At 58.6% G+C, this 24,534-nt stretch carries 20 protein-coding genes; 16 read left to right on the top strand and 4 right to left on the bottom strand.

All coding sequences use genetic code 11. The features are described from left to right. Positions 1-49: 49 nt before the first annotated feature. The gene (locus ACR0NE_RS01010) at positions 50-652 is read right to left on the bottom strand and encodes a helix-turn-helix domain-containing protein (RefSeq protein ID WP_170393747.1); all 603 of its coding nucleotides are present in this window, start codon (positions 650-652) and stop codon (positions 50-52) included. A gap of 147 nt (positions 653-799) precedes the next feature. Between ACR0NE_RS01010 and glyA the strand changes: the two genes are divergently transcribed. The 11 genes from glyA (at position 800) to ACR0NE_RS00955 (ending at position 14,621) form a co-directional block, all read left to right on the top strand. Then, complete coding sequence (gene glyA / locus ACR0NE_RS01005; protein ID WP_170596711.1) at positions 800-2,053, top strand: serine hydroxymethyltransferase; 1,254 nt, start codon at positions 800-802, stop codon at positions 2,051-2,053. 11 nt (positions 2,054-2,064) lie between these two features. Next, positions 2,065-3,444, top strand: a complete 1,380-nt coding sequence (gene lpdA, locus ACR0NE_RS01000) for a dihydrolipoyl dehydrogenase (RefSeq protein WP_170596713.1) — start codon at positions 2,065-2,067, stop codon at positions 3,442-3,444. A 14-nt stretch (positions 3,445-3,458) separates the two neighbouring features. Continuing rightward, positions 3,459-4,403 carry a lipoyl synthase gene (gene lipA, locus ACR0NE_RS00995; RefSeq protein ID WP_170596715.1) on the top strand — a complete coding sequence of 315 codons (945 nt, stop codon included), beginning with the start codon at positions 3,459-3,461 and terminating at the stop codon, positions 4,401-4,403. Between the two features lie 25 nt (positions 4,404-4,428). After that, the gene (locus tag ACR0NE_RS00990) at positions 4,429-5,802 is read left to right on the top strand and encodes an alanine/glycine:cation symporter family protein (protein WP_170393738.1); all 1,374 of its coding nucleotides are present in this window, start codon (positions 4,429-4,431) and stop codon (positions 5,800-5,802) included. Between the two features lie 75 nt (positions 5,803-5,877). After that, positions 5,878-6,300, top strand: a complete 423-nt coding sequence (locus ACR0NE_RS00985; protein WP_170596717.1) for a universal stress protein — start codon at positions 5,878-5,880, stop codon at positions 6,298-6,300. A gap of 16 nt (positions 6,301-6,316) precedes the next feature. After that, entirely contained in the window at positions 6,317-7,411 is a 1,095-nt protein-coding gene (gcvT, locus tag ACR0NE_RS00980; RefSeq protein WP_170509019.1) for a glycine cleavage system aminomethyltransferase GcvT, read from the top strand. 17 nt (positions 7,412-7,428) lie between these two features. Further along, a complete protein-coding gene (gene gcvH / locus ACR0NE_RS00975; protein WP_170393732.1) occupies positions 7,429-7,794 on the top strand; it encodes a glycine cleavage system protein GcvH in 366 nt (121 codons plus the stop codon). Between the two features lie 111 nt (positions 7,795-7,905). Next, positions 7,906-10,761: an aminomethyl-transferring glycine dehydrogenase gene (gene gcvP / locus ACR0NE_RS00970; protein WP_170596853.1), complete on the top strand. Its 2,856-nt coding sequence runs from the start codon at positions 7,906-7,908 to the stop codon at positions 10,759-10,761. Between the two features lie 198 nt (positions 10,762-10,959). Further along, entirely contained in the window at positions 10,960-12,114 is a 1,155-nt protein-coding gene (locus ACR0NE_RS00965; RefSeq protein ID WP_170596719.1) for a phosphoserine transaminase, read from the top strand. Between the two features lie 58 nt (positions 12,115-12,172). Beyond that, positions 12,173-13,768 (top strand): phosphoglycerate dehydrogenase, encoded by a 1,596-nt coding sequence (serA, locus tag ACR0NE_RS00960; protein ID WP_170596722.1) that lies wholly within the window; start codon positions 12,173-12,175, stop codon positions 13,766-13,768. 124 nt (positions 13,769-13,892) lie between these two features. Further along, entirely contained in the window at positions 13,893-14,621 is a 729-nt protein-coding gene (locus tag ACR0NE_RS00955; protein ID WP_170596724.1) for a metallophosphoesterase family protein, read from the top strand. Between the two features lie 3 nt (positions 14,622-14,624). Here ACR0NE_RS00955 and ACR0NE_RS00950 read toward each other — a convergent pair whose 3' ends face one another. The 3 genes from ACR0NE_RS00950 to ACR0NE_RS00940 form a co-directional block, all read right to left on the bottom strand. Then, complete coding sequence (locus tag ACR0NE_RS00950) at positions 14,625-16,142, bottom strand: malonate--CoA ligase (RefSeq protein WP_170596726.1); 1,518 nt, start codon at positions 16,140-16,142, stop codon at positions 14,625-14,627. 78 nt (positions 16,143-16,220) lie between these two features. Next, positions 16,221-16,925 carry a GntR family transcriptional regulator gene (locus ACR0NE_RS00945; protein WP_170399103.1) on the bottom strand — a complete coding sequence of 235 codons (705 nt, stop codon included), beginning with the start codon at positions 16,923-16,925 and terminating at the stop codon, positions 16,221-16,223. 6 nt (positions 16,926-16,931) lie between these two features. Further along, entirely contained in the window at positions 16,932-18,287 is a 1,356-nt protein-coding gene (locus ACR0NE_RS00940) for a formimidoylglutamate deiminase (RefSeq protein ID WP_170596728.1), read from the bottom strand. Positions 18,288-18,368: 81 nt separating this feature from the next. On the opposite strand from ACR0NE_RS00940, the gene hutI reads away from it, so the two are divergent. From hutI to serB, 5 genes are all read left to right on the top strand, one after another. Further along, positions 18,369-19,574 (top strand): imidazolonepropionase, encoded by a 1,206-nt coding sequence (hutI, locus tag ACR0NE_RS00935; RefSeq protein ID WP_170596730.1) that lies wholly within the window; start codon positions 18,369-18,371, stop codon positions 19,572-19,574. Continuing rightward, positions 19,571-21,106, top strand: a complete 1,536-nt coding sequence (hutH, locus tag ACR0NE_RS00930) for a histidine ammonia-lyase (RefSeq protein ID WP_170596732.1) — start codon at positions 19,571-19,573, stop codon at positions 21,104-21,106. The genes hutI and hutH overlap by 4 nt, the downstream gene beginning before the upstream one ends. Beyond that, the gene (gene hutG, locus ACR0NE_RS00925) at positions 21,106-21,897 is read left to right on the top strand and encodes an N-formylglutamate deformylase (RefSeq protein ID WP_170596734.1); all 792 of its coding nucleotides are present in this window, start codon (positions 21,106-21,108) and stop codon (positions 21,895-21,897) included. Before hutH ends, hutG begins: the two co-directional genes overlap by 1 nt. Before the next feature lies 1 nt (position 21,898). Further along, entirely contained in the window at positions 21,899-23,581 is a 1,683-nt protein-coding gene (hutU, locus tag ACR0NE_RS00920; RefSeq protein ID WP_170596736.1) for a urocanate hydratase, read from the top strand. Between the two features lie 68 nt (positions 23,582-23,649). Further along, entirely contained in the window at positions 23,650-24,528 is an 879-nt protein-coding gene (gene serB / locus ACR0NE_RS00915) for a phosphoserine phosphatase SerB (RefSeq protein WP_170596738.1), read from the top strand. Positions 24,529-24,534: the final 6 nt, after the last annotated feature.

Raw genomic sequence — 24,534 nt, 5'->3', positions numbered from 1 at the left:
GCTCAGGTTAGTATTGGTATTCTGCGCGAAAGCGCCGTGGCCTAACGTGTCATTCCAGCGAAACCCACAGGACCCTGGCGTCTTCCTTACTCGTAGAAATACAGCCATGCCCCATACCGCTATCGTAGTACAGAGAATCTCCGGGTTTCATCGGTAAGGGGCGGTAATGCTCGGATACGAATATCAACTCGCCACTGATAACGTACATGAATTCTTCGCCTGTGTGCCTGATCCAGTTCTCATATTCTGATATGTCACGCGCTTTTATCGTCGCGATATAAGGAAGCATTCGCTTACTGGTCAGGTCCGAGCACAGCAATTCGTGCATGTAGGTCGGCGTATTTCTTATCTCGCCTTGCCCTTTCGGCGTAAAATCACGTCGCCCCGAAATTCCCGATTGAGCGGACTGCAAGAACAGCTGTGGCGTGTTCATGTCCAAGGCCTGTGTCAGCCGCCGCACGATCTCGAAACTTGGACGTGTCTGGTTGTTTTCGATCTTTGAAAGTGTTGATCGACCGATTCCCGCTTCGCGCCCGGCCTCCTCCAATGTCCAGCCTTTTGCGCGGCGTGCATCCCGGATCGACCGACCCAAAGCCGCCCCCTCGTCCTGTTCTTCCGGTCCGGCACCATCTTTCAGGTTGTCCTCAGACATGGGAATCTCCTTGTTTTATCAAAGCTTACTCATTTCCCCCGAGCCAAACAACTTTACTGTGATGAAATTTTTGTTGCCTTCCGAACACTAATTCCACTATAGGAAACAAAATTTCGTACACTGGAAACGAGATTACAGGAGGAGATCATGTTCACAAAACCGCTCACCGAGGCTGATCCCGTCATCGCAGCATCGATCGCACGCGAGGGCATACGCCAGGCTGAACAGATCGAACTGATCGCTTCCGAGAACATCGTCTCTCAGGCAGTGATCGATGCGCAGGGTTCCGTACTTACAAACAAATACGCCGAGGGCTATCCGGGTCGCCGCTATTATGGTGGGTGTGAATATGTGGATGAGGTCGAGGCCGAAGCCATTGATCGATTGAAGAAGCTGTTTGGCTGTGAATATGCAAACGTCCAGCCGCACTCGGGCGCGCAAGCCAACGGAGCGGTTAAGCTGGCACTACTCAGCCCAGGTGACACGATTCTTGGTATGTCGTTGGATGCTGGGGGTCACCTGACCCATGGCGCAAAACCTGCCCAGTCCGGCAAGTGGTTCCGTCCGGTTCAATATGGCCTGACCCAGGCCGGGCTGATTGACTATGATCAGGTTGAAGAATTGGCGAAAGCCGAAAAGCCCAAACTGATCATTGCAGGCGCATCGGCCTATTCGCAAAAGATCGATTTCGCACGCTTCCGCGCCATTGCCGACGAAGTTGGCGCATGGCTTCTGGCAGACATGGCCCACATCGCCGGCTTGGTTGCGACTGGCCTGCATCCTTCGCCCATCGGGCACGCACACATTGTTACGTCGACTACGCACAAGACGCTACGCGGTCCGCGCGGTGGGATTATTCTTACAAACGATGAAGCGCTGGCAAAAAAGATCAACTCGGCTGTTTTCCCGGGTCTGCAGGGCGGCCCCCTGATGCATGTGATCGCAGGCAAGGCAGTCGCATTTGGTGAAGCGCTGCAGCCTGAATTCAAAGAATATATGCAGCGCGTTGTCGACAGTGCCTCGGCACTGGCCAACGTGATGATGGCGCGCGGGTGCGACATAGTTTCGGGCGGCACTGAAAACCACCTTATGCTGGTTGATCTGCGCCCAGTCGGCGTAACCGGCAAAGACGCCGAAGCGGCACTAGAGCGTGCAGGATTCACTTGCAACAAAAACAGCGTTCCGGGTGATCCCGAAAAGCCCACTGTCACCAGCGGCATCCGTCTTGGTACGGCCGCAGGCTGCAGCCGTGGGTTTGGACCAGAAGAGTTCAAACAGATTGGCCACATGATCGGTGATGTGTTGGACGCGCTGGCACAATCGTCTGACGGTGACAAGACCGTCGAAAAGGAAACCCGTGAAAAGGTCCGCGCGCTCTGCGCAAGCCACCCGATCTACTGAAAGAATACCAAATGACTTACGGTCTTATTGTCATCGGGGGCGGTCCGGGCGGCTATGTCGCCGCGATCCGCGCGGCACAACTGGGCCTGAAAGTTGCCTGCGTTGAAGGCCGCAGTGCGCTTGGCGGGACCTGTTTGAATGTGGGGTGCATACCCTCCAAAGCGTTGCTGACCTCCTCGGCCAAATATGCCGAACTTGCACATCTCTCCTCCCACGGTATTGCGGTCGAGGGGGCCAGCATCGATGTGCCCGCAATGATGGGACGCAAGGACAAGATCGTAGGCGACCTGACCAAGGGCATTGCGTTTTTGTTCAAGAAAAACGGCGTTGATCTGATCGAAGGGTGGGCCAGTATTCCGGCCGCTGGTCAGGTCAAGGTGGGTAACGAAGTCCATGAGGCCAAGAACATCCTCATTGCCACTGGTTCCGAACCTACCCCGTTGCCAGGAATTGAGATTGACGAGCAAGATATCCTCAGTTCGACGGGCGCGATTGCGCTGGAGAGTGTGCCCGAGCATCTGGTGGTGATCGGTGCCGGTGTCATCGGACTGGAACTTGGGCAAGTTTGGGCGCGTCTCGGAGCCAAAGTTACGGTCGTCGAATATCTAGACCGCGTGCTGCCCGGCATGGATGTTGAAATTGCCAAACTGGCGCAACGCGCGCTGTCAAAACGTGGCCTGAAATTCCAGCTGGGCCGGGCACTGAAATCCGTCGACAAAACGGATACTGGCCTGACACTAACTGTGGACCGCGTCGGCAAGGACGAAGAAGATGTGATCGAGGCCGACAAGGTGTTGATCGCCGTGGGTCGCCGCCCAGTCACACGTGGCCTTGGTTTGGAAGAGCTGGGCGTGGCCGTGAACCAACGCGGTTTCATTGAAGTTGATGGCGCATTTCAGACATCTGTCCCGGGCATCTACGCCATCGGTGATTGCGTTCCCGGACCTATGCTGGCGCACAAGGCCGAAGAAGATGGTGTCGCCTGTGTAGAAATGCTGGCAGGCGAAGCTGGCCACGTCGATTACAACACTGTTCCCGGCGTGGTGTACACCGACCCCGAAGTCGCCTCGGTTGGTTTGACCGAAGAAGCACTGAAAGAATCCGGTGCCGAGTATTCGGTCGGCAAATTCGCCTTCATGGCGAACTCGCGCGCGCGTTCGACCGGTGAAACAGACGGTGCAGTGAAGGTTCTGGCAGACCCGAACGGCCAGATCCTGGGTGCGCATATATGCGGAGCCCATGGCGGCGATCTAATCGCTGAACTGGTTCTGGCGATGACAAAGGGCGCAACGGTGTCCGAAGTCGCTGCAACCTGCCATGCGCACCCGGCCATGGGCGAGGCCGTCAAAGAAGCCTGCCTCGACGCCTTGGGCCGCGCGATCCACGCATAAGGGAGACCAGCCAGATGACCATCCAGCTTCGCCCTCGCCACCCGGAAAAAGCCAAAAAGGCCGACAGTGTCATCCCGCGCAAGCCCAAGTGGATTCGCAAGAAAAAGGGCGACAGCGCTGAATACTATGAAACACGACGCCTCATGCGCGAGCATGATCTGGCGACGGTCTGCGAAGAAGCCGCCTGCCCCAATATCGGCGAATGCTGGTCCAAGCGCCACGCCACCATGATGATCATGGGTGAGGTTTGCACGCGGGGTTGTTCGTTCTGCAATGTCTCAACGGGTCGCCCGGATGCTCTGGATGTGTTTGAACCCGGGCGAGTCGCCGCCGCCGTCAAGAAACTGGGCCTGCTTCATGTGGTGATCACCTCGGTCGATCGCGATGATCTAGCAGATGGTGGGGCCGAGCATATCGCTCAGACCATCCGTGCCGTGCGCCATCAGAACCCCGGTACGACTGTCGAGGTTCTGACACCCGATTTTCTTGGAAAAGGCACTGCGTCAGAGATCGTATTTGAAGCGGCGCCGGACGTTTTCAACCACAATCTGGAATCTGTGCCGCACCTTTATCCAACTGTGCGACCGGGTGCACGCTATTACACCTCGCTGCGTCTGCTGGATGATGCCAAACGCGCGAACCCGGAGCTTTTTACCAAATCTGGCCTGATGGTCGGGCTTGGCGAAAGTCTTGACGATGTCCGTCAGGTCATGGACGACCTGCGCGCGGCCAATGTCGATTTCCTGACCGTCGGCCAATATCTGCAACCGACCCCTAAACACCATCCGATTGACCGGTTCTGGACACCGGAAGAATTTGCCCAACTGGAACAGATCGCGCGTTCCAAGGGCTTTTTGCACGTGTCGGCAACGCCGCTGACCCGATCATCGTTCCACGCGGACGAAGACTTTGCCGCCCTTAAGCGGGCCCGCCAGCGGGCTTTGGCGAACAGGGCATAAACCTAACGCAAATGGGAGGGAAACCATGGAAGCGTTAAATTCAATCGTAGGGGCCATCAATGGCGTCGTGTGGGGGCCACTGATGCTGGTTCTCATTCTCGGCGTTGGCTTCTTCCTGCAGGTCGGCCTGAAGTTCATGCCGATCCTGCGCATTGGCACAGGCTTCAGCCTGCTGTTCAAAGGCCGCGAAGGTCAGGGCGAGGGCCAGATCAGCCCGTTCAACGCGCTGATGACCTCGCTATCTGCGACTATCGGTACGGGCAACATCGCTGGTGTGGCCACTGCTGTCTTCCTGGGCGGTCCGGGCGCCTTGTTCTGGATGTGGATGACCGCCCTGGTGGGCATGGCCACCAAATATGCCGAAGCTGTCTGCGCGGTGAAATACCGCGAAAAAGACGAGCTTGGTAACTATGTCGGCGGCCCGATGTACTACATCAAAAACGGCCTCGGTGCGAAATGGGCCTGGCTGGGTGTTGCATTTGCTCTGTTCGGCGCAATCGCGGCGTTCGGCATCGGCAACGGTGTACAGGCCAATGGTGTTGCACAGGTTCTGGAGTCGAACTTCGGCCTGAACACTTCGGTTACCGGCGTTGTCCTGATGGTTCTGACCGCGGCCGTGATCCTGGGCGGCATCACCCGCATCGGTGCGGTTGCAGGTAAACTGGTTCCGTTCATGGCGATTGCCTACATCGTCGCAGGCCTGCTGGTTCTACTGATCAACATCGGTAACATCGGCTCCGCTCTGTCGCTTGTTTTCACCTACGCCTTCACCCCGTCGGCCGCCGAAGGTGGTTTCGCGGGTGCTGCCGTTTGGGCCGCGATCCGCTTTGGTGTGGCACGTGGTGTCTTCTCGAACGAAGCCGGTCTGGGTTCCGCTCCGATCGCACACGCCGCAGCCGAGACCAAAGGTCCGGTCAACCAGGGCCTGATCGCGATGTTGGGTACGTTCATCGACACGATCATCGTCTGCACCATCACCGGTCTTGCTATCATCTCGTCGGGTGCCTGGACATCGGGTGAATCCGGTGCAGCACTAACCAGTCACGCGTTCGAACTGTCGCTGCCGGGTATCGGTGGGTATCTCATCGCCATCGCTCTGTCGATCTTTGCCTTTACCACCATTCTGGGCTGGTCCTTCTATGGCGAGAAATGTGTTGAGTTTCTGCTAGGCGTGAAATCCCTGATGCCCTACCGCGTCCTGTGGATCGTCATGATCTATTTTGGCGCAACAGCGGATCTGGGCTTCATCTGGCTGCTGGCCGATACGCTGAACGCGATGATGGCCATTCCGAACCTGATCGCCCTGGCGCTACTGAGCCCGATCGTCTTCAAACTGACGAAAGAGTTCTTCGCTTCGGGCGGCAAGTCCGAAGAGCCAGGCGGCACACCCGCCGAATAATCTCGGATGAAAATACGGGGGGCCATCCCGGCCCCCCGGCTTCAAACAGAATTCCATTTCTCGAGGAGAGACGTGATGGCCACGAAAATCCTGCTGCCGATTGATCACACCGACGACCGTTCGTGGAAGAACGCCCTGCCGCTCGCACAAGAACAAGCAAAGTTCTACGGTGCCGAATTGCACGCAATTGCCGTCATTCCTGAGATCATCCAGTTGCCGAACCTGCCCGCCAACTATGGCGCAGGCGCAAAAGACCACGTGCGCAATGCGGTGCAGGCCATACTGGATCACAACGGTGCATCTGATGTGGCGATCCATATCGAAGAAGGCAGCGTCTATCGTGAGATACTGAAGCTCGCCTACAAAGTGGGCTTTGATCTGATCGTCATGGCTTCGACCAAAGGCGATTTTCCGAACTACGAGATTGGCCCGAACCTGGCCCGTGTCGTGCGCAACGCGCATTGCACCGTCACGGTTGTTCGCGACCAGTCCCGCTGATTGAAAGGTTAGTCTGATGACCGAATTAAAACGCACGCCTCTTCACGCTTTGCATGTTGAGTTGGGGGGTAAGTTGGTTGATTTTGCGGGTTGGGAGATGCCTGTTCAGTATCCGTTGGGGATTATGGGGGAGCATAAGCAGTGCCGTGAGAAGGCGGCGGTGTTTGATGTGAGCCATATGGGTCAGGTGATTTTGCGGGGTGAGAATGTGGGTGAGAAGCTGGAAGCGCTTTGCCCGCAGGCTTATGCGACGCTGAAGGAAGGCAAGGCGCGGTACGGGTTTTTCACCAATGCCGAAGGCGGGATCATGGATGACCTGATCGTGTCGAATGCGGGCGATCATTACTTTGTGGTGGTGAACGCGGCGCTGCGGCATCAGGACATTCCGCATATGCGTGAGCACCTCGAAGGCGTCGAAGTGATCGAGATTTTCGACCGTGCGCTGGTGGCCGTTCAGGGCCCTGCGGCGGAAAACGTTGTGGGCGAACTGTGCCCCGCCGCGCGGGATCTGAAGTTCATGGAAACCACCGTGGCGGATATCAACGGCGTCGAATGCCGTATCTCGCGGCTGGGCTATACCGGCGAGGATGGCTACGAGATTTCGATCCCCGAGGACAAGGCGATTGAGATCACCAAAGCCTTCCTGGCGCATGAGGATTGCGAAGCGGCCGGTCTGGGCGCGCGCGACAGCCTGCGGCTGGAGGCAGGTCTGTGCCTTTATGGCAATGACATCGACCAGAGCACCTCGCCGATCGAGGCCTCGCTGGCTTGGGCGATCCAGAAACGCCGCAAGGAAGAGGGCGGCTTTCCGGGGGCGGACCGCGTGCAAAAGGAACTGGCCGAAGGTCCCGCCAAAAAGCTGGTGGGCATCAAGCCCGAAGGCCGTGCGCCAGCGCGTCAGGGCGTGGAAGTGCAGTGCCTTGAGGGCAACAGCATCGGTCAGATCACCTCGGGCGTGTTTGGCCCCACGGTGGGTGGACCGGTGGCGATGGGCTATGTGAGCAAAGGCCATGGCGAGCCGGGCGAGAAGGTGAACCTGATCATCCGGGGCAAGCCGCAACCGGCTGAGATCGTGGCGCTGCCCTTCGTCAAACAGAATTACAAGCGTTGAAGTCAGGAGAGAGAGACATGGCAACCTATTATTCCGAAGAGCATGAATGGCTGAGCGTTGACGGCGACACCGCCACGCTGGGCATCACCAAACACGCCGCCGAGCAGTTGGGTGACGTGGTGTTCGTGGAACAGCAGGAAGCAGGCGACGAGTTCGAAAAAGGCGGCGAGATCGGCGTGATTGAATCCGTCAAGGCGGCGTCCGAGCTTTACGCACCGGTCGACGGCGAGATCACCGAGGTGAACGAGGCACTGGCCGACAATCCCGGCGCGCTGAACGAAGACCCCGAAGGCGAGGCCTGGATCTACAAGATCAAGATCGCGGACGCCTCGCAGCTCGAAGACCTGATGGACGAGGCCGGCTACAAGGCCTTCATCGGTTAACTCAGGCGGCGGGTCCGTGCGCGGCCCCGCCCCTTCATCTGTTTCCAAATACTTCCGCCGGAGGCTCCTGCCGTCTCCGCCGGGCCTGACCTATCCTTGAGGAGCGCACACATGGCCTTCAAACTGACCGATTACGAAGCCTATGACTTCGCCAACCGCCGCCATATCGGGCCCAGCCCGACCGAGATGCGCGACATGCTCAAGGTGATCGGCTTCAAGACGCTGGACGAGCTGATCGACGCCACCGTCCCGCCCGCGATCCGGCAGAAAGAGCCGCTGGACTGGGGTCCGGCGATGACCGAGCGCGATGCGCTCTTTCACATGAAAGAGGTGGCGAGCAAGAACAAGGTTCTGACCTCGCTGATCGGTCAGGGCTATTATGGCACCACCACGCCGGCGCCGATCCTGCGCAACATTCTGGAGAACCCGGCCTGGTACACGGCCTACACGCCTTATCAGCCCGAGATCAGCCAGGGCCGACTTGAGGCGCTGTTGAACTTCCAGACCATGGTCAGCGACCTGACCGGGCTGGACGTGGCCAACGCGTCCTTGCTGGACGAAGCGACTGCTGCGGCGGAAGCCATGGCGATGGCCAAGCGCGGTGGCCGGTCCAAGGCCAACAACGCAGCCTTCTTTGTCGACAAGAACTGCCACCCGCAGACCATCGCGGTGATTAAAACGCGCGCCGAGCCTCTGGGCATCGAGGTGCAGGTGGCTGATCCGGACACGCTGGATGCGGGCGCGGTCTTTGGCGCCATCTTCCAGTACCCCGGCACCCATGGCCATGTGCGCGACTTCACCGCTGAGATTGCGGCCCTGCATGAACACAAGGCGATTGCCATCGTCGCCGCCGATATCCTGTCGCTGGCGCTGCTGAAGTCGCCCGGCGAGATGGGCGCGGATATCGCCATCGGCTCGACCCAGCGCTTTGGTGTGCCGATGGGCTATGGTGGCCCGCACGCCGCGTATATGGCGACCACCGACAAGCTGAAGCGCTCGATGCCGGGCCGGATCATCGGTGTCAGCATCGACAGCCGGGGCAACAAGGCTTACCGCCTGGCACTGCAGACCCGCGAACAGCACATCCGGCGTGAGAAAGCCAACTCGAACGTTTGCACCGCGCAGGCGCTGCTGGCGGTGATTGCCTCGATGTATGCCGTGTATCACGGCCCCGACGGCATCAAGGCCATCGCGCAATCGGTGCACCGCAAGACCTCGCGTTTGGCCGCCGGTCTGGAAGAGGCAGGCTTTGCTGTGGAGCCGGAAGTGTTCTTCGACACGATCACGGTTGAGGTTGGCCATCTGCAGAAAACGGTCATGGAGGCCGCTGTGGCCCGGGGCGTCAACCTGCGTAAGGTCGGCGACACGAAAGTGGGCATCAGCCTGGACGAACAGACCCGCCCCGAGACCATCGAGGCGGTCTGGGGGGCCTTCGGCATCGACCGCAAGGATGACAGCTCGAACGTGGCCTATCGCCTGCCGGATTACGCGCTGCGCGAAAGCGAGTACCTAACCCACCCGATCTTCCACAAGAACCGGGCCGAGGCCGAGATCACGCGCTACATGCGCCGTCTGGCCGACCGCGACCTGGCGCTGGACCGGGCGATGATCCCGCTGGGCTCGTGCACCATGAAGCTGAACGCCACGATCGAGATGATCCCGGTCACCTGGCCCGAGTTCGGCAACCTGCACCCGTTCTGCCCCGAAGATCAGGCGCAGGGCTATCATGAGATGATCGATGATCTGAACGACAAGTTGTGCCAGATCACCGGCTATGACGCGATCAGCCAGCAGCCCAACTCGGGCGCGCAGGGTGAGTACGCAGGCCTCTTGACCATCCGCAACTATCACTTCGCCCGGGGCGAAGGGCAGCGCAATGTCTGCCTGATCCCGACCTCGGCGCATGGGACCAACCCGGCCTCGGCCCAGATGGTGGGCTGGCAGGTTGTGCCGGTGCAGGCGGATGAGAATGGCAACATTGATCTGAATGACTTCCGCGCCAAGGCCGAAAAGCACTCGGACCATCTGGCCGCCTGCATGATCACCTACCCCTCGACCCATGGCGTGTTCGAGACCACCGTGCAGGAGGTCTGCCAGATCACTCATGATCACGGCGGTCAGGTCTATATCGACGGCGCCAACATGAACGCCATGGTCGGCCTGTCGCGTCCCGGAGACATCGGCGGTGACGTCAGCCACCTGAACCTGCACAAGACCTTCTGCATCCCCCATGGCGGCGGCGGCCCCGGCATGGGTCCGATCGGCGTCAAAGCGCATCTGACCGAGCATCTGCCCGGCCACCCGGAATACGGCACTGCCGTGGGTCCGGTCTCGGCGGCGCCCTTTGGGTCTCCGTCCATCCTGCCGGTTAGCTGGGCCTATGTGCTGCTTATGGGCGGCGCGGGTCTGACGCAGGCGACCAAGGTGGCGATCCTGAACGCCAACTACATCGCGGCGCGGCTCAAGGATGCCTACCCGATCCTCTACACCTCGGAAACGGGTCGCGTGGCGCATGAATGCATCCTCGACACCCGCCCGCTGGACGAGGCGGCCCATGTCAGCGTCGATGACATTGCCAAACGTCTGGTGGACAGCGGCTTCCACGCGCCCACCATGTCCTGGCCGGTGGCCGGCACCCTGATGGTCGAGCCCACGGAATCGGAACCCATGGACGAGCTGGACCGCTTCTGCGACGCCATGCTGTCCATCCGCTCCGAGGCACAGGACATCATCGACGGCAAGATCGACGCGGAAAACAACCCGCTGAAAAACGCCCCCCACACGGTGCGCGATCTGGTCGGCGACTGGGACCGCCCCTACACCCGTGAACAGGCCTGCTTCCCCCCGGGCTCCATGGGCGTCGACAAATACTGGTCCCCCGTCAACCGCGTCGACAACGCATACGGCGACAGAAACCTCATCTGCACATGCCCGCCAATGACCGAATACATGGACGCAGCAGAGTAAACCTCAATCAATAAACCCCCGCCAACTGGCGGGGGTTTTCGCCCATCGGAAACCTGTGTTCCGATCTGAGCCAATCTCCAGTGTCGTTTTCCGCTGATGAAGCGTCTTTTACGCTTGCTGCAGGTGCAAACGACCCATACCTCTGTGCGTGGGACACCCCTCCCCAACGAGGGGCGTGTATCTGGAAGGGTAATACACATGACTATCGAACAACCGGCGACGCGGCCGGCCAACCCGCGTTTTTCCTCGGGCCCCTGTGCCAAACCCCCCACATTTGATCTGACCAAACTGGCAGATGCCGCCTTGGGCCGCTCGCATCGGGCTGCTGTTGGCAAGGACAAGCTGAAGGCGGCCATTGAAGGCACGCGAGAGATTCTAGGCATTCCAGCGGATTATCGCATCGGCATTGTACCAGCCTCGGACACCGGTGCGGTTGAGATGGCGCTTTGGTCTTTGCTGGGTGAGCGCAAAGTTGAAATGCTGGCCTGGGAAAGCTTTGGCGCGGGTTGGGTGACTGATGTGGTCAAGCAACTGAAAATCGACGCTGAAGTGAAAACCGCCGAGTACGGGCAGATCGTTGATCTCGCGTCCGTCGATTTCGCCAACGATGTGGTGTTCACATGGAACGGAACGACTTCGGGTGTGCGGGTCCCAGATGGCGACTGGATTGCTGATGATCGTCAGGGTCTGACGATCTGTGACGCGACATCCGCTGCGTTCGCGATGGACTTGCCATGGGACAAGTTGGATGTGACAACGTTCAGCTGGCAGAAGGTTCTAGGCGGAGAGGCGGCTCATGGGATGCTGATCCTGTCTCCGCGCGCGGTCGAGCGCTTGGAGAGTTACACCCCGTCATGGCCTTTGCCGAAGATCTTCCGCCTGACCAAAGGTGGCAAGCTGATTGATGGGTTGTTCACCGGCGCGACGATCAACACACCCTCAATGCTCGCGGTTGAGGATTACCTTTTCGCGTTGGATTGGGCGCGTTCAGTCGGAGGCTTGCAGGGGCTGATTGCTCGTGCGAATGCCAATGCTGGCGCGGTTCATGCGTTCTGCGACCAAAATGACTGGATCGCCAATCTGGCCGAAGACTCGACAACTCAATCAAATACGTCGGTCTGTCTGAAGTTCACCGATACGCGCATTCAAGATGGTGCCGTTTTTGCCAAAGCCGTCGCCAAACGGCTTGAGGCCGAAAACATTGCGCTTGATATCGGTGCCTATCGCGATGCCCCTGCGGGTCTGCGCATCTGGTGCGGCGGCACGGTTGAGACATCAGATATCGAGGCGATGCTGCCCTGGCTTGCATGGGCTTTTGAAGCCGAGATTGCAGCGCAAACCGAAGCTGCCTGACCTTTTCTACCGGGCCGCATCCGGCCCGGACCTTCCACAATGTTCAAGGACCAAAAATATGGCTCCCAAAGTACTCGTCTCTGACAAGCTGAGCGAAACCGCCGTTCAAATCTTCCGCGACCGTGGCATCGACGTGGATTTCATGCCCGATCTGGGAAAGGACAAAGACAAGCTGGCCGAGGTGATCGGTCAGTATGACGGCCTCGCCATCCGTTCTGCCACCAAAGTCACGCCAACCATTCTGGAGAAGGCAGACAAGTTAAAAGTCATTGGTCGTGCCGGGATCGGCACCGACAATATCGACAAGGATGCGGCCTCGAAAAAAGGCGTGATCGTGATGAACACACCGTTCGGTAACATGATCACCACCGCCGAGCATGCCATAGCGATGATGTTTGCCGTGGCGCGGCAGATCCCCGAAGCCAGCACCTCGACCCATGCGGGTAAGTGGGAAAAGTCCAAGTTCATGGGGATTGAGCTGACCAACAAGACCCTGGGCGTGATCGGCGCGGGCAACATTGGTGGCATCGTATGCGAGCGTGCTTTGGGTCTGAAGATGAAGGTCGTCGCCTATGATCCCTACCTTGGCGAAGAGAAAGCCGCGCAGATGGGTGTGGAAAAGGTCGAACTGGACGAGCTTCTGGCCCGCGCTGACTTTATCACTCTGCACGTGCCGCTGACCGATCAGACGCGCAATATCCTCAGCCGTAAGAATCTGGCCAAGACCAAGAAAGGCGTGCGCATTGTCAACTGCGCCCGTGGCGGTCTGGTCGACGAGGACGCGCTGGCCGAGGCGTTGCAATCGGGTCATGTCGCCGGTGCGGCCTTTGACGTGTTCAGTGAGGAACCGGCCAAGGAGAACGCCCTGTTCAACCTACCCAATGTGGTTTGCACACCGCACTTGGGTGCGGCCACGACTGAGGCGCAGGAGAACGTGGCGCTGCAAGTGGCCGAGCAGATCTCGAATTACCTGCTGACCGGAGCGGTCGAGAACGCACTGAACATGCCCAGTGTGACGGCAGAGGAGGCCAAGGTCATGGGGCCGTGGATCAAGCTGGCCGGGCATCTGGGCAGCTTCATTGGTCAGATGACGGATGAGCCGATCAAGGCAATCAACATCCTCTATGACGGTGTCGCTGCGAACATGAACCTGGCTGCGTTGAATTGTTCGGTCGTTGCCGGGATCATGAAGAAATTCAATCCCGAGGTGAACATGGTCTCGGCCCCGGTTGTCGCGAGAGAGCGTGGCATCCAGATATCGACGACCAATCAGGACAAATCCGGTGCGTTCGAAGGCTATATCAAGGTCACTGTGGTGACTGAAAAGCGTGAACGCTCAATCGGTGGCACGGTGTTCAGTGACGGCAAGCCGCGGTTTATTCAGATCAAAGGCATCAATATCGATGCCGAGATCGGGGCGCATATGCTCTATACGACTAACGAAGACGTGCCGGGCATCATTGGTGCTTTAGGACAGACCATGGGCGAGAACGATGTGAACATCGCGAACTTTACTCTTGGACGATCCGAAGCCGGCGGTGAGGCGATTGCGTTGCTTTATGTTGATGAACCGGTACCAGCCGAGGCGCGTGCCAAACTCGCCGAGACAGGTCTGTTTACTCAGATCAAACCGTTGGAGTTTGACGTGGCCTGACGGTCGCTGTTGAACTTCTGTGACAGATTGATGCCCGCGCTTGTCCAAAGCGTGGGCATCGCCTTTTCAAAGTGCTGATTTTGCGCCAGAAGTGCGGCAATCACCATTGCCCGAGGGGAAGCTGATGACCAATCCGATCTACGCAATTGGAGATTTGCACGGCCGCGTGGATGAGTTCGAGCGCTCCTTGGCGCTGATCGAACGCGATGGCGGCCCCGATGCCGAGATCGTGTATCTGGGCGATTACGTTGATCGGGGCCCCGACAGCCGGGGCGTTCTGGATCGGCTGATCGCTGGTCGCGATGCGGGCAAGCGGTGGATCACTCTGCTGGGCAACCATGACCGGATGTTTTCATGGTTCCTCGAAGATGTCCCGCGTCACGATCCGCATATGTTGGTCGGGTATCATTGGCTGCACGAGCGGTTGGGTGGTGTCGAAACACTACAAAGCTATGGCGTGTTCTTCGATCAGCAGACACGGCTCGAGGATCTACATTCAACAGCGCGGGGTGCGGTTCCCGATGCGCATCGGATATTTCTGCAAGGGCTCATCGCCATGCATCAAACGCGCGAGATTGCTTTTGTCCATGCGGGCATTCGGCCCGGTATTCCGCTGAACGAACAACGGGAAAATGATCTGGTCTGGATCAGGCAAACCTTTCACAACCACCGAGGTCCGCATCCGAAACTGATCGTCCATGGGCATACGCCGGTGGATCAATCAACGCATTACGGCAATCGCATCAACCTGGATAGCGGCGCAGGGTATGGCCGCCCGGTTGGCGTTGCGGTGTTCGAAGGACAGGATTGCTGGTTGTTGACGGACAAGGGTCGCGTTGCGCTTTTGCCTTGAATATCAGGTCTTGGTGAAAAGGTCTTTGCAGCGGTCACGCAGGATGTTCTTTTGCACCTTGCCCATTGTGTTGCGGGGGAGCTCGTCCAGCAAGATCAACTGGCGGGGATGTTTGAACCTGGCGAGCGCGTCCCGAACCGCACCCATGATGGCCTCGATATCTGGCGTGTGACAGGGGGCAGGAACCAGAATGCCAACCGGGGTTTCTCCGAAATCCGGATGCGGGACGCCAATTACCGCGCTTTCCAGCACGCCGGGTTGCTCGTCTAGCAGCAGCTCGATCTCTTTGGGGTAGATATTATACCCGCCCGAGATGATCAGGTCTTTCTCGCGCCCGACGATATGGACATAGCCGTCCTCGTCGATCCGACCCAGATCGCCAGTGATGAAGAACCCGTCTTCACGCAGTTCTGCGGCGGTTTTGTCGGGCATTTGCCAGTAGCCCTGAAACACATTGGGACCGCGCACCTCGATGATGCCGATCTCACCATCTGCTAGGGTTTGACCTGTTTTGGGGTCTGTGACCTTCAGTTCAACATCCGGCAGGGGAAACCCGACCGTTCCCGCCCGGCGTTCGCCGTCATAGGGGTTAGAAGTGTTCATGTTCGTCTCGGTCATGCCATAGCGTTCCAGAATGCGATGACCTGTACGGTCTTCAAATTCAACGTGGGTATCTGCCAGCAAAGGCGCTGAACCTGAGATGAACAGCCGCATATCCTGAGTCAGATCTTGGGCGAAGCGGTCGTCGCTTAGCAGGCGGGTGTAAAACGTCGGCACCCCCATCATCGCCGTTGCCTGTGGCATCAGGCGTAACATATCTTCCAGGTCGAACTTCGGCAGAAATATCATCGACCCGCCCGATGCGAGTACGACATTTGTCGCAACAAACAGTCCATGCGTGTGAAAGATCGGCAGCGCGTGCAACAGCACGTCATCATCTGTGAATCGCCATTCCTGCACAAGGGTCTCCGCGTTCGACAGCAGATTCGCCTGCGTCAGCATTGCCCCTTTCGAACGCCCCGTCGTGCCTGAAGTATATAGAAACGCAGCCAGATCATCTTCTGATCGGTGGGCCGGCTGAAAGGCCGGAAGCATGCCTAGGGCGCGTCGCATCAGGCTGCCTGAACCGTCGGCGTTCAGCGTTTCAAGCCGGGCATTGTTCTTTTGCACGATCTCGGCAAGCCCTGCCTCGTTTGCCTCATCGCACACCACCAGTGAGGCTCCGCTGTTTTCGATGAAATAGCTTAGCTCTTGCGTCGTATAGCCCGTATTGAGAGGTAGAAAGATCAGCCCCGCTTGGACACAGGCGGCATAAAGCGCCAGTGCCTCAACGGATTTCTCCACCTGCACCGCCACGCGGTCGCCCGGTTCCATTTCCAGTCCTGTCATGGTGTTGGCCAGACGGGCCGCCGTGTCCAGAAACGCGGCATGGGTCAAAGTCTGACCATCCGGAAGGTGCAAAAATGGCGTATCCTTGCCTGCATGGATGCCCAGCAAACGATCATAAAGCGGGTTGCCCATCCCGATATCCTTTCCAGCAGACGCGCACATTCTGCAGCAAATCTGTCGTGGAATTGGGGAAGCGTAAAGCCCGGACAATCAGAACTCGGTTGTCATCCGATATCCGGCTGCAAAATACATTTTGGCAAACGTTACCGGCTGACCCTGCAGCCATGTGATACGCTCGGCAGTAAAAACGGGTTCACCCTCGGGAACATCCAGAAAACCGGCCAAAGTGGTATCGGCGCGGCTGGCCAGAAAGGTCAACTCGACATTGGTGAACGGGACAGTTTGCACCAGCCAGTCATTGGGTCCGACGCTAGAGAAATCTGCCTGCGTGACCTGAGGTACGCTGTCTATCACGATCCAGCGGTCTTCGAACTGAAAAGGTGAATTGCCGGAGAAATGCATGCATCGCACGTGCATCACACTTTGATCAGCACGTAGGGCCAACCGGGCCGCCAGCCAGTCTGGGGCGATCTGCGTTTCACATGACACAAGAGCGTAGCGATAGGTTCCGCCCGCCGCTTCGATTTCATCTCGGACCAGAGGAATTGTGAAGCGCGCCTGTCGCTGCGGTGCGCTAAGGACCCGGGTGCCTGCCTTTCGGCGCCGTTCAAGAAACCCTTCATCCGCCAGTTCCCGCAGTGCTCTGTTGACTGTGGTGCGGGTGCACGAAAACTCGACCGCTAATTCTTGCTCATTGGGAAGCAGAGCGTCGGGCTGCAATTCGCCCGAGCGGATGCGGCGCAGGACGGTTTGCTTAATGTCTTTGTAGCTGGTTGTGTCGCTGGTTTGGGTCATATCAGTTCAGATGTCTTCCAAAAGGTCATTCATCGCGGCACGATAATTGTTCAGGATCGCATCGCGGGCGATATGCCGCCCGCCGCGCACCTGATGTCGCCCGGCAGACCAAAGGTCGGTCACTGTTCCGTCAGGCGCGGCAAAGCTCAGGCCGTCAATCAATTGATCGTCGCGCAAAGTACACAGGGTGGGGTGACTTCGATCGATCGCAACCAGATCGGCCAGATGACCTATTGCGATCTCTCCGGCGTCGCGCCCCAGCGCCTGTGCGCCACCGCGGGCGGCTCCGGTATACAGCGTTTGACCGACCGAGCCTTCGCCACGTACCAGCACAGTGCGGGCCTTGTCGCGCAGACGTTGAGAATACTCCAGCGTACGCAATTCCTCGGGCATTGAAATGCGCACATTCGAGTCTGAACCGACACCAAAGGCACCGCTCTGCTCGATGTAGACGGCACCATTGAAAATACCATCCCCCAGATTGGCCTCTGTGATCGGGCACAGACCGGCCACAGCCCCGGATCGGGCAAGAGCGCGGGTTTCATCGTCTGTCATATGAGTGGCATGGATCAGGCACCATCGTTCGTTCACATCCACGTTGCTCAGCAGCCAATCTACCGGTCGCTGACCCAGAGCGGCTTCTACATCCGTGACCTCCTTCTCTTGTTCAGAGATGTGGATGTGCACCGGGCCTCGCGGGGTAGCGTTCAGCACTTGCCGTAGATCATCAGGCGAGGTCGCACGCAGAGAGTGCGGCGCGATGCCGATCTGGCTGTCTGCATAAGGCATCAGCGGCTTACAGTCCTCGACAAGCTGCAGGAACCTTTCCACATCATTGCCGAACCGCAATTGTCCACCGGTCAGAGGCTCTTGCGCGACGCCGCCATAGGTGTAGAGCACCGGTAGATGTGTCAATCCAATCCCGGTTTGGCTGACTGCCGAGAAGATGCGCTGACTCAGCTCAGACAACTGCGCATAAGGCGTGCCGCCGGGTTGGTGGTGGACGTAGTGGAATTCCCCGACCGCAGCATACCCGGCTTCCTGCATCTCCATATAGACCAATGCAGCAATGGACTCGATCTGTGCAGGAGTGAGGCGGTCCAGAAATCGGTACATCAAGGTACGCCAGGTCCAGAAGCTTTCGCGCCCTGCTACGCGCGTTTCAGTCATGCCCGCCATGGCGCGTTGAAAGGCATGGCAGTGCAGGTTCGCCAAAGCGGGCAGCAACACGTCGACCCGAGTGTCTTCGGGTTTTGGCTCGGTCCCTGATTTCAGCGCAGCGATCCGACCGTCCTCGATTTCGACTCGTAGGTTGTGCACCCACTCAGAGCCTAACAGGGCCGTTTTGGCATGAACCGTCATCGTAATTCCATTTTGTGTAGACTTTATATTTTTAGCCGTATACGAAAAAAACAAGCGCAGGGGGAGCCCAAAAGAATCGCCATGACGAAAAAAACTGTTCTTCGTAGCAAACATGTAGCCACCATGGGGGGCGACCAACCCTATGGGATGATCGAGGATGGTGCGATTGCCATCGATGGGTCGGAAATCGTTTGGGTTGGCGCTCGGTCTGCAATGCCGCCGTCATATGCCGAGTGGCCGCAGAACGACTATGGTGACCGCTTGATCACGCCCGCTCTGATTGATGCTCATACTCATGTTGTGTTTGGCGGCAACCGCGCGGTTGAGTTCGAAATGCGCCTGAAGGGCGCGACCTACGAAGAAATTGCTCGCGCGGGTGGAGGCATCCTGTCGACCGTAAACGGCACGCGGGCAGCAACAGAAGAAGAGCTGCTTGCAGGCGCGCTTTCGCGCGTGGACGCATTGCTGGCCGAAGGTGTGTCCTGCATCGAGGTGAAGTCGGGTTATGGGCTCGATACTGAAACCGAACTGCGTATGTTGCGCGCGGCGCGCCTTATTGCGCGGGAGCGCCCTATTCGGGTCAACACCAGTTTTCTTGGCGCACATGCCGTTCCGCCAGAATATGCGGGTCGGGATGACGCCTATATTGACGAGGTCTGCATTCCGACACTGCGCGCGGCCCATGCCGAAGGGCTGGTGGACGCGGTGGATGGGTTCTGCGAAGGCATTGCATTTGATCCCACACAGATCGAACGGGTTTTTGTTGTCGCGCAAGAGCTTGGCTTACCGGTGAAGCTGCATGCTGAACAGCTTTCAAATTTAGGTGGGGCTAAGCTGGCGGCAGCTTACGGAGCGCTATCCGCTGATCATATCGAATATCTGGACGCCGACGGCGTTACCGCCATGGCTGGGGCCGGAACGGTCGCGGTCCTGCTGCCCGGCGCGTTTTATACGCTGCATGAAACGCAAGCTCCGCCGATTGAATTGTTGCGCCAGAAGAATGTTCCCATGGCACTGGCGACCGATTGCAATCCGGGGTCCTCACCCCTGACTTCTCTGCTGCTAACAATGAACATGGGGTGTACTTTGTTTCGCATGACGCCTGAGGAAGCATTGGCAGGTGTTACCCGCGTCGCGGCCCGCGCTTTGGGTCTGGATGATACCGGCGTGATCGCGCCCGGATTGCGCGCTGATCTGGCCGTCTGGGATGCTTCTCACCCTGCAGAACTGTCCTATCGCATCGGTTTCAACCCTCTGCATAAACGTATTTTTGGAGGTCTGGAATGACACCTCTGTTGCTTGTCCCTGGTCAGGTTTCGCTGGATCAGCTTGCTCAGATCTACTGGACCGAAGCCGCCATTTCGCTTGACGTCGCCTGCCGACCCAAGGTTGAGGTCGCTGCTGCACGCATTGCGCAGGCTGCCGAAGGAAGCGAGCCCGTCTATGGCGTCAACACCGGCTTTGGCAAACTGGCGAGTCACAAGATTGCGGCCAAAGATACCTCAACCCTGCAGCGCAACCTGATCCTCAGCCATTGTTGCGGGGTGGGTCCGGCAGTGCCGCGTCGTCTGGCGCGGCTGATGATGTCACTGAAGTTGCTGTCATTCGGCCGAGGTGCTTCGGGTGTCCGCTGGGAACTTGTCGAATTGCTGCAACAGATGCTGGCGTGTGGTGTGACACCTGTGATCCCGGCACAGGGTTCGGTCGGCGCGTCTGGCGATCTTGCGCCACTGGCCCATATGACCGCTGTGGTGATCGGTGAGGGCGAGGCAGAGGTGAACGGTGTTGTTATGCCGGGTGCAGAGGCTCTGAAAACAGCTGGGCTAGAGCCGATTCAACTTGGTCCAAAGGAGGGCCTTGCGTTCATCAACGGGACGCAGTTTTCGACTGCCTTTGCTCTGGCCGGATTGTTCGAAGGTTGGCGTTCAGCACAAAATGCGCTGGTGATTTCGGCGGCTTCAACTGATGCGATCATGGGATCCACCGCCCCTCTGCAACCTGAGATTCACGCGCTGCGCGGGCATCGTGGGCAGATCGAAGCGGCGGCGGCGATGCGGGCCACTCTGGAGGGCTCTGAGATCCGCGAAAGTCACCGTGATGGGGATACGCGAGTGCAGGATCCATATTGCATCCGCTGCCAACCACAGGTGACCGGCGCAGCGATGGATGTGATCCGGCAGGCGTCCGCAACTCTTGTAACTGAGGCCAACGCGGCCACTGATAATCCGCTGGTTCTGACCGATCCGGATGCAATTGTCTCGGGCGGGAATTTCCACGCCGAGCCGGTAGGCTTTGCCGCCGATATGATTGCTTTGGCCCTGTCAGAGATCGGGGCGATCGCACAGCGTCGGATCGCATTAATGGTCGACCCGGCGCTTAGCTTTGATCTGCCGCCCTTCCTGACGCCCGAGCCGGGGCTGAACTCGGGTCTGATGATCGCCGAGGTCACGACGGCTGCGTTGATGAGCGAGAACAAACATCTGGCCAACCCATGTGTGACTGACAGCACACCTACATCGGCCAATCAAGAAGACCACGTCTCGATGGCGGCGCACGGGGCGCGGCGTTTAGGCCGGATGGTTGATAATTTGAACTATATTCTGGGGATTGAACTGCTCTGCGCCGCGCAAGGCATCGAGTTCCGCGCACCTCTTGCGACCAGCAAAGCGCTGACCAGCGTGGTTGGGCGTTTGCGCGACGATATCCCGTCGCTTGGCGATGATCGCTACCTGGCGCCCGAATTGGAAACCGCGAAGTCCCTAGTCGAAAGCGGAACTATTCTGCAGGCAGCTGCAATGCCCATGCCGGAGCTGTCGTGATGCAGGTTTTCAGTGTTCAGCGTGGCGATGGGCCCATCGTGCTGGGGCAGCCGCATGGCGGCACGTATGTGCCCGACGACATTGCCGCGCGACTGAATGCGAATGGGCAGGTTCTGGCGGATACGGATTGGCATATCAATCAGCTCTACGATGGGCTCGTTGCCAACGCGACGGTCGTGCAATCCCATATCCACCGCTATGTCATTGACGCTAATCGAGACCCTGCGGGTGTATCATTGTATCCTGGGCAGAACACAACAACTCTGGTGCCGTTGACCGATTTTGACGGTCAGCCGATCTGGGCCGAGGGTCAGGAGCCCTCAATCGATGAGATCGAGGTACGTCGAACCGCCTACCACGCGCCCTACCACAACGCGCTTGAGCAAGAGCTTGAAAGGGTGCGGGCAATACACGGGGTTGCGATCCTGTTTGACTGCCACTCGATCCGCAGCAAGATTCCGTTCCTCTTTGAAGGCACCCTGCCGGATATGAACATCGGCACCGATGGTGGCGCGACCTGTGCCCACGGCATTGAGGCCGCGGCCTATGAATTTTCGCATTCCTCCCCTTACAGCACCGTCCTGAACGGGCGATTCCGAGGGGGTTGGACGACCCGATTCTATGGCCGTCCTGATGAAGGCCAACACGCGATCCAGATGGAACTGGCGCAATCTACCTATCTGTCCACCGAAACCCCTCCGTGGGCGTTTGACCAGGCGAAAGCCAAGCGCCTGCGTCGCTGGTTGGTGGATATTCTCGACGCCATCCAAGACACCGCATTGGAGCTTTGACATGACCGATCCTCGCAAGAATACCCGCGATATCTATCCGCCTACCGGGCCCGAACTGAACGCAAAAAGCTGGGTGACCGAAGCACCATTGCGGATGATGATGAACAACCTGCATCCGGACGTGGCCGAAAACCCGCACGAGCTCGTGGTTTATGGCGGCATCGGTCGCGCGGCGCGGACATGGAACGATTTCGACCGGATCGTCGCGGGGCTGAAAGATCTGGAAGAGGATGAAACCCTGATCGTCCAGTCGGGCAAACCGGTGGCGATCATCCGCACCCATAAGGATGCGCCTCGGGTTCTGATCGCCAACTCAAACATCGTGCCTCATTGGGCCAATTGGGATCACTTCAACGAGCTCGATAAGAAGGGGCTGATGATGTACGGCCAGATGACGGCCGGTTCGTGGATCTATATCGGTACGCAGGGCATCGTACAGGGCACCTATGAAACCTTTGCCGAGGCTGGCCGTCAGCACTATGGCGGCGACTTGACTGGCAAGTGGATTCTGACTGGCGGTCTGGGCGGCATGGGTGGCGCACAGCCTCTGGCGGCAGTGTTCGCCGGGGCCAGTTGTTTGGCGGTCGAGTGCAATCCGGATTCTATCGATTTCCGCCTGCGCACCAAGTATCTGGACGAAAAAGCCGAGACTCTCGATGAAGCGCTTGAGATGATCGACCGCTGGACCAAGGCGGGCGAGGCGAAATCTGTGGGTCTGCTAGGCAATGCGGCTGAGGTGTTCCCCGAAATTTATGCGCGGATGCAGGCCGGTGGTATGCGCCCCGATATCGTCACTGACCAAACCAGCGCCCATGACCCGATCAATGGGTATCTGCCGATTGGCTGGAGCATGGCGCAGTGGAAGGACAAGCGCGAAACTGATCCTAAAGCGGTTGAAAAGGCCGCCCGTGCCTCAATGAAACAGCATGTCGCTGCAATGGTCGATTTCTGGAACGCGGGCGTTCCGACGCTGGATTACGGCAACAACATCCGTCAGGTGGCGCAGGATGAAGGCTTGGAGAATGCCTTTGCCTTCCCCGGCTTTGTACCCGCCTATATCCGGCCGCTGTTCTGCAAGGGCATCGGCCCGTTCCGCTGGTGTGCATTGTCGGGTGACCCCGAGGATATCTACAAGACCGACGCCAAGATGAAGGAGCTATTCCCCGAGAACGGACACCTGCATCGTTGGCTGGATATGGCGCAGGAACGCATTGCGTTTCAGGGTCTGCCCGCACGTATATGCTGGATCGGCCTTGGCGATCGTCATCGCGCTGGGTTGGCGTTCAACGAAATGGTGGCCAATGGTGAGTTGAAAGCGCCGGTTGTCATTGGCCGAGACCATCTGGACTCGGGCTCGGTCGCCAGCCCGAACCGCGAGACCGAGGCGATGCTGGACGGCTCGGACGCAGTGTCGGATTGGCCGCTGTTGAACGCTCTGATCAATACGGCCAGCGGTGCGACCTGGGTCTCGCTGCATCATGGCGGCGGCGTGGGCATGGGCTTTAGTCAGCACGCGGGTGTTGTGATCTGCGCCGATGGGACCGATGATGCCGCGCGGCGATTGGAGCGCGTTCTGTGGAACGACCCTGCCTCAGGCGTCTGGCGTCACGCAGATGCGGGGTATGAGATCGCGAAAGACTGCGCTCGCGAACATGGGCTGCGCCTGCCTGGTATTCTCGGTTAGATCAATCTGCCTCTGGTGAAAATGCTGCACCTGCGATATCCCGCAGGTGCGCTAATCGGAGGCCTGACATGTATGTAGCTACTCTGCTGACCAACCCTGCGGCCCCTTCTTTAGAGGCGACGCTGGTTGAGTCGTTGCGGAATGCATGGGGCGGGGGTGATGCGAACTGGCTGAGCCTCGATGAGGCGGCCGAGTTTTCCCTGCCAGAAACTCCCGACAATCGCTGGGACGTCTGGGGCGAGTTGCAACAGATGGGCGTGGACCTGGTCGTGCAAAAAGCCGACGGTCGCCGGAAAAAGATGCTGCTGGCCGATATGGACAGCACCATGATCCAACAGGAATGCATCGATGAACTGGCGGATGAGGCTGGTGTCGGTGATCGGGTCAAGGACATCACCGCGCGCGCAATGAACGGCGAGCTGGATTTCGAAGGTGCGCTGACTGAGCGTGTGGGCTTGTTGAAAGGGCTGGATGAAAGCGTGATCGGCAAGGTTCTGAATGAACGGATCACGCTGATGCCCGGCGGCAAGGCGTTACTTGCCACGATGCGCGCGAATGGGGTCTATGCAGCGCTGGTCTCGGGTGGGTTCACGGCTTTTACGGCTAAGGTCGCCGAAGTGCTTGGGTTTGATGAGAACCGGGCGAATACATTGCTGGCTGAGGATGGCAAGCTTACCGGCGACGTGAAGCGGCCCATTCTTGGGCGACAGGCCAAAATAGAGGCATTGGAGCAGATCACAACACGCCTAGGTATCTCCGAGGTTGACGTGATTGCCGTCGGCGATGGAGCGAATGATCTGGGAATGTTGGGTCGGGCGGGGACGGGTGTCGCGTTGCACGCCAAGCCTTCGGTCGCTGCCGAATGTGATGTCCGCATAAATCACGGCGATCTGACAGCGTTGTTGTATCTGCAGGGCTATGGCAGGTCAGAATTTCAAGGCCTCTAAGGGGCT

It is taken from the genome of Ruegeria sp. C9, assembly GCF_056537585.1.
Note: the sequence above shows the minus strand (reverse complement) of the source record. Positions and strands in the feature narration are given on the sequence as shown.